Origin of the sequence: Sutterella wadsworthensis 2_1_59BFAA (genome assembly GCF_000297775.1) — a bacterium.
GTDB lineage: Bacteria > Pseudomonadota > Gammaproteobacteria > Burkholderiales > Burkholderiaceae_F > Sutterella > Sutterella wadsworthensis_A.
This window is the reverse complement of sequence record NZ_JH815513.1, coordinates 68,164-82,195: the sequence shown is the minus strand read 5'-3', so window position 1 is coordinate 82,195 and position 14,032 is coordinate 68,164. Positions and strand designations below refer to the sequence as shown.

The 14,032-nt window shown below is 61.8% G+C and carries 10 protein-coding genes; 4 read left to right on the top strand and 6 right to left on the bottom strand.

Annotated elements, in window-relative coordinates; genetic code table 11:
- Positions 1 to 246: IS256 family transposase (locus tag HMPREF9465_RS00335; protein ID WP_005432998.1), on the top strand; the 246-nt coding region annotated here is incomplete at its 5' end.
- A 13-nt stretch (positions 247 to 259) separates the two neighbouring features.
- Here the strand turns inward: HMPREF9465_RS00335 and HMPREF9465_RS00330 are convergent.
- From HMPREF9465_RS00330 to HMPREF9465_RS00310, 5 genes are all read right to left on the bottom strand, one after another.
- A complete protein-coding gene (locus HMPREF9465_RS00330; protein ID WP_005432996.1) occupies positions 260 to 1,144 on the bottom strand; it encodes an FAD-dependent oxidoreductase in 885 nt (294 codons plus the stop codon).
- Positions 1,145 to 1,415: 271 nt separating this feature from the next.
- The gene (gene guaA, locus HMPREF9465_RS00325) at positions 1,416 to 2,981 is read right to left on the bottom strand and encodes a glutamine-hydrolyzing GMP synthase (protein WP_005432994.1); all 1,566 of its coding nucleotides are present in this window, start codon (positions 2,979 to 2,981) and stop codon (positions 1,416 to 1,418) included.
- A 114-nt stretch (positions 2,982 to 3,095) separates the two neighbouring features.
- Complete coding sequence (gene guaB / locus HMPREF9465_RS00320; RefSeq protein WP_005432993.1) at positions 3,096 to 4,562, bottom strand: IMP dehydrogenase; 1,467 nt, start codon at positions 4,560 to 4,562, stop codon at positions 3,096 to 3,098.
- Positions 4,563 to 4,886: 324 nt separating this feature from the next.
- Entirely contained in the window at positions 4,887 to 6,734 is a 1,848-nt protein-coding gene (locus tag HMPREF9465_RS00315; RefSeq protein WP_005432990.1) for an AMP-dependent synthetase/ligase, read from the bottom strand.
- A 197-nt stretch (positions 6,735 to 6,931) separates the two neighbouring features.
- A complete protein-coding gene (locus tag HMPREF9465_RS00310; RefSeq protein ID WP_005432988.1) occupies positions 6,932 to 8,797 on the bottom strand; it encodes an AMP-dependent synthetase/ligase in 1,866 nt (621 codons plus the stop codon).
- Positions 8,798 to 10,537: 1,740 nt separating this feature from the next.
- Here HMPREF9465_RS00310 and HMPREF9465_RS00305 point away from each other — a divergent pair.
- The 3 genes from HMPREF9465_RS00305 to HMPREF9465_RS00295 are packed head-to-tail and all read left to right on the top strand — an operon-like array spanning position 10,538 to position 13,557.
- On the top strand, positions 10,538 to 12,562 hold the full coding sequence (locus HMPREF9465_RS00305) for a ribonucleoside triphosphate reductase (protein ID WP_038006118.1): 2,025 nt from the start codon (positions 10,538 to 10,540) through the stop codon (positions 12,560 to 12,562).
- A 44-nt stretch (positions 12,563 to 12,606) separates the two neighbouring features.
- Entirely contained in the window at positions 12,607 to 12,804 is a 198-nt protein-coding gene (gene nrdD, locus HMPREF9465_RS13850) for an anaerobic ribonucleoside-triphosphate reductase (protein WP_005432977.1), read from the top strand.
- Positions 12,805 to 12,813: 9 nt separating this feature from the next.
- Positions 12,814 to 13,557 (top strand): anaerobic ribonucleoside-triphosphate reductase activating protein, encoded by a 744-nt coding sequence (locus HMPREF9465_RS00295; RefSeq protein WP_005432975.1) that lies wholly within the window; start codon positions 12,814 to 12,816, stop codon positions 13,555 to 13,557.
- Between the two features lie 140 nt (positions 13,558 to 13,697).
- Here HMPREF9465_RS00295 and HMPREF9465_RS00290 read toward each other — a convergent pair whose 3' ends face one another.
- On the bottom strand, positions 13,698 to 13,997 hold the full coding sequence (locus tag HMPREF9465_RS00290; RefSeq protein WP_005432973.1) for an HU family DNA-binding protein: 300 nt from the start codon (positions 13,995 to 13,997) through the stop codon (positions 13,698 to 13,700).
- Between the last annotated feature and the right edge of the window lie 35 nt (positions 13,998 to 14,032).

The following is a 14,032-nucleotide window of genomic DNA, read 5'->3' as shown; positions in this document are numbered from 1 at the left end:
CAGTTTCCTCCTGAGATCCGTACGCTGATCTATACGACCAATGCGATTGAAGGGCTCAACCGTGCTATCAGGAAGGTGATCAAGACGCGCACTCTGTTCCCCAATGAGGACGCTGCCAAGAAGCTGATTTACCTGGCCATCATGAATTTCACGGCCTCCTGGAAGCGTGCTACGCCCAAGTGGGCTGCTGCCATGCCCCAGTTCGCTCTGCTGTTTGGTGAGCGCTTTACAGGTGCCATGGAGTAAGGAAGGGATATGATTAGACCTCTCGCGCTAACGCGCCAGCCGCTTCGCGGCGCGCGATAGCGGGGGCTAAGGAGGATCCTCCCGCGCTCCGCGCGGGCCCCTCCACCTTAGCCCCCGCTATCGCATCAGGTCTGGCATACTGCATCTCAAATACAAAGGGCAGCCTCGTTGGGCTGCCCCTGGAATAACCTCCCCAGACACAGAAATCCTGACACTCCCCGCGAGTGACGCCGATAGTTTTAACCGTGCCAGACTCGGGCTTGTTGAACGTCCACCCTTCGCGCACTTGCACGCCAGTCACGCGTCCATCCTCTTCTCGGAAGATCTTCTCCAGCAAAGTGCGGGTGCAAAGCGGAACGCCCATCGCTTTGAGCTTGGAGGAACATGGAACGAGAATGCCCTGACCGGTTCCCTGTTTTGTCACCATGCATCGGGCTGCGGAGTGTCCTCCCTTGCCTGTCAAGTGCGTGTTCCACTCAACTCCCATGGACGTGCGGGTCCACTCAAAAGTTTCCGAGGCTTTTTCGCAGACAAAGCGAATTAGCTCAGGATTGCCAAGTCCCTGACCGATTCGAGTCATGTCGGCAATCAGCTTTTCGGGGGAATCCTCGATGCCCTGGGCTTTCTGAACGCTTGATCCAGGTACGGCCATCATGCCGCCGGAGAGAGACGAGTTTCCGCCGAGGAAGGCCATTTTCTCAATAACCTTGACCTTGACGCCTTTTTCGGCAGCTGCAAGCGCAGCTGCCATGCCGGCGAATCCTGAGCCGACAATGAGTACGTCAGTCATTTCGTCATAGTGGCGTGCAGGCGTTGTTGCGTGGGCGGCTGCAGGTACGAGCAGTGCGGAAGCTGCTCCGCCGAGAACTGCGCGGCGGGAAACGGTGAATTGGGTCATGAGCATGCTCCTTTCAAGATCCTCATCGAGAGAGTAAGGTCGTGGCGGACGGTCAGTCTGGTTGGCCTCCCGATGAAAGCGGACGAATGATCTGAACAAGTCTACTCTTGAGATGCGCTCTCTCAGACGATAAATCAGAAGCCAAAACATGACTTGGAGCAAGTGTCGGGAGAATTAGGCGGTTGCCCGAAAGAGGGGGCTCTGAGAAAAAAAAGAAAACCCTGAAAAACAAGAGTTTTTCAGGGTTTGACTTTATGTCAAAGCGAGAAGGTTATTCCCACTCAATGGTGGCGGGCGGCTTGCCTGAGACGTCATAGACGACGCGGTTGATGCCGCGGACTTCATTGATGATGCGGTTGGAAACCTTGCCGAGAAGTTCGTACGGCAGGTGGCTCCAGACGGCGGTCATGAAGTCGGACGTTTCGACGCAGCGCAGGCTCACGACCCATTCGTAGGTGCGGCCGTCGCCCATGACGCCCACGGACTTGACCGGGAGGAAGACCACGAAGGCCTGGCTAACCTTGTCGTAGAGGTCGAAGTTGCGGAGTTCTTCGATGAAGATCGCGTCGGCTTCACGGAGAAGGTCGGCGTATTCACGCTTGACTTCGCCGAGGATGCGCACGCCGAGGCCCGGACCCGGGAACGGGTGACGATAGACCATTTCGGCCGGAAGGCCGAGTTCGACGCCGAGCTCGCGGACTTCGTCCTTGAAGAGGGAGCGCAGCGGTTCGAGGAGCTTGAGGTGCAGCGTGTCGGGAAGACCGCCCACGTTGTGGTGGGACTTGATGGTCTTGGCCTTCTTCGTCTTGGCGCCGGCGGACTCGATGACGTCGGGGTAGATCGTGCCCTGGGCGAGCCACTTGGCGGCCGTGAGCTTGGAGGCTTCTTCCTGGAAGATCTCGACGAAGACGCGGCCGATGATCTTGCGCTTCTGTTCCGGATCGGTGACACCGGCGAGTTCGTTCATGAAGCGGTCGACGGCATCGACGACGATGAGCTTGAGGCCCATGTTCTTTTCGAACGTTTCACGGACCTGTTCGCGCTCGTTCTTGCGAAGGAGGCCGTTGTCGACGAAGACGCAGGTGAGCTGCTTGCCGATGGCGCGGTGGATGAGCGCGGCGGCCACGGAGGAGTCGACGCCGCCGGAGAGGCCGAGAATGACTTCTTCGTCACCGACCTGCTCGCGGATCTGCGCGACGGCTTCGGCGACGTAGTCGCCCATGACCCAGTCGGCGGAGCACTTGCAGATGTCGAGCACGAAGCGGTTGAGCATTTCGCGGCCCTTGAGCGTGTGCGTCACTTCCGGATGGAACTGGACGGCATAAAAGCCCTTTTCCTCGTTGCACATGCCGGCGATCGGGCAGGAGGGCGTGGAGCACATGACCTTGAAGCCCGGGGGAAGCTCGGCAACCTTGTCGCCGTGGCTCATCCAGACCTTGAGCATGCCGTGGCCTTCCTCGGTGCGGAAGTCCTCAATGCCTTCGAGAAGCTTGGTGTGACCGTGGGCGCGGACTTCGGCGTAGCCGAACTCACGCTTCGTGCCGCTTTCGACGCGGCCGCCGAGCTGCTGGGCCATCGTCTGCATGCCGTAGCAGATGCCGAGAACCGGAACGCCGGCTTCGAACACGGCCTGGCTGGCCTGGTCGTTGCTTTCTTCATAGGCGCTCATGTGAGAGCCGGAAAGAATGATGCCCTTCGGGTTGTATTCGCGGATGAATTCCGCAGACACGTCGTTGGGATGAACTTCACAGTAGACGTGGGCTTCGCGCACGCGGCGGGCGATGAGCTGGGTCACCTGGCTGCCGAAGTCGAGAATGAGGATGCGGTCGTGAGACATGTATCTGTAGTCCGTGTGGAAAAAGAAATTGGCGATTGCATTCTATAAGAAATGCGAAAGGCGCGGCGGGAAAAACCGCCGCGCCTTGACGTCAGAGCCTGTCAGCCGTCGGAATTAGTGTTCCTGACGGTAGTTCGGAGCTTCCTTCGTGATCTTCACGTCATGGACGTGGGATTCACGCCAGCCGGCGGCCGTGATTTCGACGAACTGGGCGCGGGTGCGCATTTCGTCGATCGTGCGGCAGCCGCAGTAGCCCATGGAGGAGCGCAGGCCGCCGATCATCTGATAGATGATCTGGGCGAGCGGGCCCTTGTACGGGACCATGCCTTCGATGCCTTCCGGAACGAACTTGTCGATGTTGCCCTGGTTGTTGTCCTGGAAGTAGCGGTCGGCGGAACCCTTGCCCATGGCACCGAGGGAGCCCATGCCGCGGTAGGACTTGTAGGAGCGGCCCTGGTAGAGGATGACTTCACCCGGGGCTTCGTCCGTACCGGCGAACATGCCGCCCATCATGACGGCGTTGGCACCGGCAGCGATGGCCTTGGAGATGTCGCCGGAGAAGCGGATGCCGCCGTCGGCGATGCAGGGAACGCCCGTGTCGCGGAGAGCTTCGGCGACGTTGGAGATGGCGGAGATCTGCGGAACGCCGACACCGGCGACGATGCGGGTCGTGCAAATGGAGCCCGGGCCGATACCGACTTTGACGCAGTCGGCGCCGGCATCAACGAGAGCCAGAGCGGCAGCGGCCGTGGCGATGTTGCCGCCGATGACCTGCAGGTTGGGATAGTGTTCCTTGACCCACTTGACGCGGTTCAGAACGCCCTGGGAGTGGCCGTGGGCCGTGTCGACGACGATGACGTCGACACCGGCGTCAACGAGCTTCTCGACACGTTCTTCCGTGCCGCCGCCGACGGAGACGCCGGCACCGACGAGCAGCTTGCCGGAGGCGTCCTTGGCAGCGAACGGGTGGTCAGTGGCCTTGGTGATGTCCTTGACGGTCATGAGGCCTGCGAGGTTGCAGTCGTCGTCAACGACGAGAACGCGCTCGAGGCGGTGGGCGTGCATGAGGGCCTTGGCTTCTTCGAGGGAGGCGCCTTCCTTGACCGTGACCAGGCGTTCACGCGGGGTCATGACTTCGGAGACCGGAACGGACATGCGGGTTTCGAAGCGGAGGTCGCGGTTGGTGACCATGCCGAGAACCTTCTTGCCGTCAACGACCGGGAGACCGGAGATGTGCTTTTCGCGGGCGAGGGCGATGACGTCGCCGACGAGCATGTCGGGGCCGATGGTGATCGGTTCGGCAACAACGCCGGCTTCATGACGCTTGACCTTAAGGACTTCAGCGGCCTGCTGGTCGGCGGACATGTTCTTGTGAATGAAGCCGATGCCGCCTTCCTGAGCGATGGCGATGGCGAGACGGGCTTCCGTAACCGTGTCCATCACGGCGGAAACCATCGGAATGTTGATACGGAGATTACGCGTCAGCTGCGTGGCGAGCTGGGTATCGCGGGGGAGGACTTCGGAATAGGCGGGGACGAGAAGAACGTCGTCGAAGGTGAGAGCCTTCTGAAGGATTCGCATAACAACCTCTAAGCACAAAAAAAAATATACGTGCGTATCCTCGACGTGTATGCGAAGGTCGAAGATGCGCGCGTAAATAGGAAATTGAACGCCCGCAGTACAGGAGGGATCTGGCATCCGCTGACCTGCTCTTCTGCAGAAGCGGGAGTGGTCTCGACCGGTTCTGCAATTGGGAGATTGATTTGCGGCAGTAGTGTAGCGCGTTTTTTGCGGCTTGTGGGATTTTGGATGAAATATTTTCGAGCGTCCCCGAAACCGCTGCCGCACAATGAAAAAGAGGGGCGTCCTTTTCGGACGCCCCTCTGGAAAGGTGTGCCTCAGGTCTCAGCGGGAGGCGTAGAGCCTTTCGATGAGCTTGGCGTGGGCCGTCATGATCTGCGGGCGGCGCAGCTTCATGGTGGGCGTGAGCAGGCCGTTGTCGACGGTCCAGGGCTCGCGCGTGATGGCGACGGCGCGTGGGACGCCGTACTGCGGGAAGGCGCGACAGGCATGACGCACGCGGCGCAGGCACTGGCGCTGGACGTCGCGGGACTGGAGCGTGGCGGGATCCTCGGGGTCGAGGTCGAGGTCGGCGCAGAAGGCGGGCCAGAGCTTGGGATTGACGACTACGAGGCAGGTGACGTAGGGCAGGTTGTCGCCGATGACGAGGACCTGCTCGAAGAGACGGTCCTCCTGGATGGCGAACTCGACGTCGACGGGCGGGATCTTCTCACCGGTGCTCGTGACGATGATTTCCTTGATGCGGCCTTTGATGCGCACGCGGCCGCCGTCGGAGAGGTCGGCCTGATCACCCGTGCGGAACCAGCCGTCCTCGAAGGCCGCGGCCGTGTCGAGCGGACGGTTCCAGTAGCCCTTCATCACCTGGGGACCGCGCACGAGGAGCTCGTCGTTGGCGCCGAGCTTCACTTCGCAGTCGGGCACGGGATGGCCCACGCAGTCGGGGTGGTTGTCCTTCATGCGGGTGAAGGAGACGATGGGCGAGGTTTCGGTGAGGCCATAGAGCTGCAGGATGTTGATGCCGAGCGCGCAGAAGAAGCGTGCGACGGCGTAGTTGAGGCTTGCGCCGCCCGCAAACGTGGCGCGCAGGCGGCCGCCGAAGATCTCACGGACTTCGGACGCGATCTCGACGTCGAGCTGGGGCCAGACGGTTTCGTCGAGCTGTGCGCGGGGCGAGAGCTCGATCGGAAGGTGGTTGGCCTCGGCGAAGCGGCGCCAGCCGGTCTCAAGCGCCCAAGCGGTCTGGTGGCGCTTCTCCTCGGAGCTCTCTGCAAGCTCGTGCAGGAGCCTCTGGTGGATCTTCTCGTAGATGCGGGGCACCGAGCACATGAGCGTGGGCCTTACTTCGCGCAGGTCGTTCTCGATCTGCGCGGCGTTGCGGGCGAAGGCCATGGCGCCGCCGTTGGCGAGCGAGTTGTAGTGCGCGACGGTGCGCTCGAACGTGTGCGAGAAGGGCAGGAACGAGAGGAAGACGTCCTCCTCGTTAAAGTCGTAGCACTTGTTGATCTGCTGGACGTTGGAGACGATGTTGCGGTGCGTGATCATCACGCCCTTGGGGCGGCCCGTGGTGCCCGAGGTGTAGATGAAGCCCGCGAGGTCGTCGGCGCAGGGCTCGGGCGGGAGCTCGTCGTCGGAGACGCCCTCGCCGGTGGCAAGCCAGCCCTCGAGGCTCGAAAGGACGATATCCCTGCCGCCCAGGTGCGTGACGGAGCCGGGCTCGACCTGCTCGTTCGTGAAGACGACGAGCTGCATATCGGGCAGGCCCTCCTCGCCTGCGGCCTCGGCGATGGCGTTCCAGCGTGCGCGCGACGTGGTGACGAGGAAGCGCGCGTTGGAGTCCCTGAGGATGTAGGCGGAGGAGCCCGCGGTGTCGATGGCGTGAAGGGGCGTGGGCACGAGGCCGCCGCACAGGGCCGCCTCGTCGAACGTGACGGCGTCGATGCAGTTGGTGAGCAACATCGCGACGCGCTCGCCCTTGACAAGGCCCATGTGCGTGAAGGCGCGGCGCCAGCGCATCACCTGTTCGTGGAACGTCCGCCAGGTGATGGAGTACCAGCGGCGCTCCGCATAGTCGTACTGGCGGAACGCCTCGCGTTCGGGCCAGGCGGCGACCGTGTGGCGGAGCATGTCCGGAATGGTGCGGAAGTCGTCGACAAAGGATCGGGTGTTCGTCACGTGAGTCTCTCAAGCGAAAGGTGTCTCGTTGCCGCGGCACTTGGGCGCCGCGGGTCAGCGGATCAATTTTCTTCAAAAATGGCCTGCGGATGCGGATAAAGTAATCGGGGTATACCCTAGTATCCGTAAAAAGTTCCCCTCAGGCTGAAAAATGCCGCCCGACGGCGGGGCGTCTGGGCGGCATCGGAAGGCGGGGATCAGCGCTTGACGAGGGTGTCGTAGAGCGCGTTGATTTCGGCCGTGTAGCGCTGGCGGATGAGGTTTCGCTTCATCTTGAGTGTGGGCGTGAGGAGCCCGTTGTCGATCGTCCACGCGTCGAGCGTGCAGTGGACCTGACGCGGCACGCCGTAGTTCGGGAAGCCCGCGGTGGCGGTCTTGATGCGCTTGAGGGCGGCCTTGCGGAAGGCGGGGTCCTGAAGCGACTCGGGCTTGGTGGGATCGAGGCCGAGCTCGCCGCAGACCGTCTTGAACTCGTCGGGATTGACGACCGCGACGGCGGCGATGAACGGACGGTCGTCGCCCACGACCATGCACTGCGAGAAGAGGCGGTCGGAGGTGATGGCGGACTCGAGGTCGGCGGGCGGCACCTTTTCGCTGGTGCTCGTCACGATGATCTCCTTGATTCGGCCCGTGATGCGGATGTTGCCGTCGGGGTAGATCGTGCAGACGTCGCCCGTGCGCAGCCACCCGTCCTCGGTGAAGATGGCCTTGGTGGCTTCCTCGCGGTTCCAGTAGCCCTTCATGACTGTGGGACCGCGGACCTGGAGCTCGTCGCCCTCGCCGAGGCGGACCTCGATGTTGGGCAGGGCGGGGCCGACGGTGTTCGGGTGGTTGTGGCCGACCTTGTTCACCGAGATGATCGGGGAGGTCTCGGTCATGCCGTAGCCCTGATAGATGGGCACGCCGAGCGCGAAGAAGGTGCGCGCGACGGCGGGGCTCAGGGCTGCGCCGCCCGAGATGTAGAGGTGGATGCGGTCGCCGAAGACGGCGCGCAGCTGGCTGCCGACCTTCTTGTCGAGGAAGCCTGCGACGAAGGGGTCGAGCCAGGCGCGGGAGGACGACTCGACTGGCAGGCCGTTCTCGCGGCAGAAGCGGCGCCAGCCCACTTCGACGGCCCAGTCGAAGAGGTAGCGGACGAACTTGGACTTCTTGGCGAGGCCGTCCTGCAGCTTCGCGTAGATCATTTCATAGACGCGCGGCACGGACATGAGGACCGTGGGGCGGATCTCGCGGAAGTCGGCCTGCAGGTTCGCGATGGAGCGGTTGAAGGCGGTGGTGTAGCCCAGACCGAGCGCGAGGTAGTAGGAGGTCGTGCGTTCGAAGGTGTGCGAGAGCGGCAGGAACGAGAGGAAGGTCTCGTGACCGCTCGGCTGCAGGTTCTTGAGCACGCCCTGGATGTTCGAGATGACGTTGCGGTGCGTGAGCATCACGCCCTTGGGGTTGCCCGTGGTGCCCGAGGTGTAGACGAGCGCGGCGAGGTCGGTGGCCTTGGGAGCCTCCTTGGGCAGCTGGCTCGTTTCGCCGAGCTTGAGGAAGGTTTCCTTGGTCATGACGGGAATCGGCGCCTCCAGATCGTCGCAGTCCTTGTCGTCGGTGATGACGACGAGGCGGATCTCGGGCGTCTCGGCGGCTTCGCGGATCTGCTTCCACTTGAGGAGCTTGTTGGTCACGAGGACCTTGGCACCGGAGTCGTTCAGGATGAAGGCGGAGGACTTCGGCGTGTCGATGGCGTGCAACGGCACCGGCACGAGCGTGTTCGAGAGCGCGGAGAGGTCGAAGAAGACCGCTTCGGGGCAGTTTGGCAGGAGCATCGCCACGCGGTCGCCGCGAACGAGCTCGGAGCGCGCCGCGAAGGCATGGCGCCAGGCGTGGACCTGATCGTAGACGTTCTTGAAGGTGAGATCCTTCCAGGACTTGGACGCATTGTCGTAGACCTTGTAGGCAACGTCGTCGGGCCTGACGGTCAGGTGATGCGTCAAGAGTTCGGGAAGCGTCGTAAGGACGTCAAGCGCCTTGATGCGTTCAAGGCCGTCGTCCGCAAGGTTCTGGGGATTGGAGCTCACTGTTAATAGTCCTAGTTCGAATCGGGGAGGGCGTCGTCCGCTCAAATCCCGCCCGGAGGGTGCTCGGGCGGACGGAGGCCGGCTGCCTGACTATGTCTTGTCAGTATCCGGGACCGGAAGCGTGCTTCTGGCGCAAATAATAAATGATAAGACAAGCCCCCTGCATTTGTGGTCAGGGTCATCCGTGCGGATGATGTGCGGGAGATTCGGACGGGAAAAGAAAAAGTTATACGAGTTGCGTATTTATACGCAGAAAATGACGCCTACGAACATCGCTAGTGGTGCTCATATTTTTTCAAAAATCGTATGAATTTGTCGTCCGGAGAGCCTGCAAGCCGCCTTGGAAGCCGTTTTCAGAACATTTGTAACCTGAGGTAAATGCGAGTAACTTTATCTGCAAGCAAGAAAACAAAAGTTCATTGCTCCTCCTCAAACGCAGATTGACGATGTGGTTGGTCCTGCCTCGTTAACACTCCGCGTTCCTCTGCTAGGGGGCTGATTGGAATTGAAAGGGAGTTCCGATCAGCCCCTTTAGTCTATCTGCGCTTCGCACCTGATTCCCCTCCTGCACCTCTCCTGCAGGCGTTTCGGAGCCGTCCTGCTTCGCGGTGCGCCTTTTTGCATCCTCGTCCTCCTCTCTCCCGCACCTTCCGTGCCGTCGCGCACTGCCGCGCGGGCGACGGCGTGCGCCCCTCATGCATGCCTCATGCACGCCCGGTGCGCTTCCAGTGAAGGGCCTGCACACCTCCATGCACCCCAATGCCCCTCTCTTCATTTGCGCGCCCTCACGCGCGACGTCGAACGGTTCGTTCCCTCACTCCGTCCTCCGACGACGCCGCAGGGGCGCGCATGATCCTGAGAGGGAGACACCGACGTGCGGGCGCAGCCTCCCGCTATGAAAAAGGGCGGAAGACGATCGGGCCCAGGGGGCTGTTCAGGGCGAAATCCCGGGCCGAAGACGGGCGCTGGCGGGTGAAAAATGCGTCGAATAAGTGTAAACGCGCCCGTACAATTTGACTATTGTCATTGTTTCGTGCGTTTTTTTGGGCAAAAAACACCTGAAATCGAGCCTTTTTTCGGGTTTTCCCCGTCTTTGGGGGCGTTTGGCATAGGCAGGATCTTGTAAGTAAAGATACGCAGATTTTCGCCGGGGTCGAAGTGAGTCGAATGAGACAAAGTGACTAGACGGGGAAGGACGGCCCGGATCGGAGGAGAGGGCGGAAAAAAAGGATAAAAAAAACCCGCAACAAATGTGTTGCGGGTGAAAAAACTGTCAAGGCATACTTGCTTGCATCGGAAAGACAACGCTGATCTTGCCGATGCAGCCCCTCGGACGCCGAAGACAGGAGTCCGACGAATTCTGCGGATGCTCTCTACGCACAAACAAGAGATCCGGTTAGGCAGAACCGTCTGACTAAGCCCTATTCTACTCATAAGGCACTCTCTATGCACTAGGTAAATCACCTATTGGGCCGACGGGCACTCCGCACGTCCTCTCCGCATGTACTGACAATCCTTTGCCCGCAGGCGTTCCGGCGCTTTAGGGGCGTCTTCTCGGGCGCCGCCGGTAGCCCGGGATCCCCCGAATGGAGGGGTGCGGTTCCGTATTCTCTTTGCTATAGTCATTAGACCCGTTCTGCGCGGCACCACTACAGCTCGTGGTTCGGCGGGGTGAGACATACTATATATAGTGTTTGAACGTGTTTCGCCCGAAGTGACAGGAAAAGAATGGAGAAGCAAATGGAGATTTGTGAACGGTTCGCCGGCAAGCACATCGTCAAGCGAAACGGCAGCGTGAAGCCCTTCGACGTCACGAAGATCGTTAGCGCCGTCACGCGCGCGGGCAAGGCGACGGGCGAGTTCGGCGAGGCCAAGGCCCTTGATCTCGTCTGCGCGTACGTGCTGCCGCGTCTGGACGAGAAGTCGACGCTGTGCATCGAACTTGTTCAGGACGCCGTCGAGCACGCGCTCTTCGAGGCGGGCTGCTTCAAGACGCTCCGCGCCTACATCGTCTACCGCGAGACCCGCACGAAGGCTCGCGACGCCAAGCAGAGCTGGGTCAACGTCGAAAGCTCCATCAACGAATACCTCGACCAGATCGACTGGCGCGTCAACGCGAACGCCAACCAGGGCTATTCGCTCGGTGGCCTCATCCTGAACGTCTCCGGCAAGGTGATGGCCAACTACTGGCTCAACTTCATCTATCCGGCCGAGGTGGGCCGCGCGCACCGCGAGGCCGACCTGCACATCCACGACCTTGACATGCTCTCGGGCTACTGCGCGGGCTGGTCTCTGAGGACGCTCCTCAACGAGGGCCTCAACGGCGTGGCCGGCAAGGTCGAGGCCGCGGCGCCGAAGCACCTTTCGTCCGCCACGGGTCAGATCGTCAACTTCCTCGGCACGATGCAGAACGAGTGGGCGGGCGCCCAGGCGTTCTCGAGCTTCGACACGTATCTCGCGCCCTTCATCAGGAAGGACAACCTGCCCTACGCCGAAGTGCTCCAGTGCATGCAGGAGCTCATCTACAACCTGAACGTGCCGAGCCGCTGGGGCACGCAGACGCCGTTCACGAACCTCACGTTCGACTGGACGTGTCCCGAGGACCTGCGCGCCGAGCATCCGATGATCGGCGGCGAGACGATGCCGTTCACCTACGGCGAGCTGCAGGCCGAGATGGACATGATCAACAGGGCCTACATCGAGGTGATGCTCAAGGGCGATGCGAAGGGACGCGTGTTCACGTTCCCGATTCCGACCTACAACATCACGCCTGACTTCGACTGGGACAGCCCCAATGCGATGAGGCTCTTCGACATGACGGCGCGCTACGGTCTGCCGTACTTCCAGAACTTCATCAACTCCGAGCTCAAGCCCAACATGATCCGCTCGATGTGCTGCCGCCTGCAGCTCGACCTGCGCGAGCTGCTCAAGCGCGGCAACGGCCTCTTCGGCTCCGCGGAGCAGACGGGCTCGCTCGGCGTGGTGACGGTCAACTGCGCGCGTCTGGGCTTCCTCTTCAAGGATGACGAGGAGGGGCTTCTGCGTCGCCTCGACTATCTGCTCGAGCTTGCGAAGACGAGCCTCGAGATCAAGCGCAAGGTCATCCAGCGCCACATCGACCAGGGTCTCTTCCCGTACACGAAGCGCTATCTCGGCACGTTGCGCAATCACTTCTCGACGATCGGCGTCAACGGCATCAACGAGATGATCCGCAACTTCACGAGCGACAGGGAGGACATCACGACGGACTGGGGCCATGCCTTTGCGCTGCGCCTGCTCGACCATGTTCGCGCCCGCCTCGTCGAGTTCCAGGAGGAGACGGACCACATGTACAACCTCGAGGCGACGCCGGCCGAGGGCACGACCTACCGCTTCGCCAAGGAGGACCGCAAGCGCTTCCCCGGCATCCTGCAGGCAGGCACGCCCGCGAATCCGTACTACACGAACTCCTCGCAGCTGCCCGTCAACTTCACGGACGACCCGTTCGAGGCGCTCGAGCGTCAGGACGACCTGCAACGCAAGTACACGGGCGGCACGGTGCTCCACCTCTACATGAACGAGGCGGTCTCCTCGCCCGAGGCCTGCCGCGACCTCGTGCGCCGCACGCTCACGCGCTTCCGCCTGCCGTACATCACGGTGACGCCGACGTTCTCGATCTGTCCCAAGCACGGTTATCTCTCGGGCCGCCATGACTTCTGCCCGAAGTGCGACGCCGAGCTGCTGGCGAAGAAGCGCGCGAAGGCCGCAAGGGAGGAGGCCTCCTGAGGGGGCTCCAAAGGAAAACAACTTTTTTATCAGGAGTCACGAAAATGACCAACGAAGTCAAGAAGGACGTTGAACTCACGAATGAAGAGCGCCAGCCCTGCGAAGTCTGGACCCGCGTGATGGGCTACCACCGTCCGGTGCAGTCATTCAACACCGGCAAGAAGGGCGAGTTCGCCGAACGCGTCTGCTTCACGGAAAAGCGCGCGGCCGAACACGACTGCAAGTGCAGGAAGGCCGAATAAGGCCGCGGCATGAACGGTCATGACCGAAACGGGCCCGCGGCTTCGGAACTGAAGCTCGCGGGCCTCACGCCCTTTACGACCATCGACTTTCCGGGCAGACTCTCGGCGGTGGCGTTCGTGCAGGGCTGTCCCTGGCGGTGCCTCTACTGCCAGAACAGCTGGATGCAGCAGAGGAGCTTCGATCCTGGGCTCGAGCATTCGTCCTGGGAGGAGTTGGAGTCTCTTCTGAAGCGGCGCCACGGACTTCTCGACGGCGTCGTCTTCTCGGGCGGCGAGCCCTGCCTCGATCCTGCGCTCCCCGCCGCCGTGCGGGCCGTGAAGGAGATGGGGTACGAGGTCGGCCTGCACACGGGCGGCAGCTACCCCCCGAGGCTCGCCGAGGTGCTCCCCGACCTCTCCTGGGTGGGGCTCGACGTCAAGGCGGTGCCCGCCGACGGCGCTCACTGGGCGAAGGTGACGGGCGTTGAGAGCGCGCAGGACAAGTGGACCGAGAGCCTTGGGCTGCTTCTCGCTTCGGGCGTTCCCTTCGAGTGCCGCACGACGGCGCATCCCGACTACTTCAGCGAGGCGCAGCTTCTGGAGACGGCCGCCTTTCTTCGGGCGCGCAACGTGAAGGACTATGCGCTCCAGATCTGCCGCAAGCCGCCGGGCCTCATCGCAAGGTTCGGCGCCGTGGATCCCGCATGGCCCTCCGAACCCGTGCTTGAGAAGCTCCGCTCGGGATTCGAGCGCTTCACGCTCAGGCGGGACTGAGCCAAGGCCGTCAAATGGGGCAATACCCCCTGTCTGAAGACAGAGGTTTCCGCGCCGAGTTTCTATGAAAAAAGGACCGCGACGCAGTGTGCGACGCGGTCCTTCTTCAACTCAGACGGAAGGCTTGGAGAGCCCTGCCGTCATTCCTTGTCCTTGATGCCCTCGTACTTGTTGACGATTTCCCTGAAGTACGTGCCGGCGACGAACTTCGGCTTGCGAACCGCCGGAATGCGGATGGCTTCGCCCGTGGCGGGGTTGCGGCCCGTGCGGGGAGCGCTTTCAACGGCACGGAAGCTGCCGAAGCCGATGAGAGTCACGGAATCGCCCATCGTAACGGCGGACATGATTTCTTCAAAAACGCTCACGACGACACGGTCAGCTTCAGCTTTGGAAATGTTGTTGCGTGCGGCAATGCGGTCAACGAGGTCGAAACGATTCATTTGAACACTCCTGGTGGATCTGCCCGCCCCCGTCA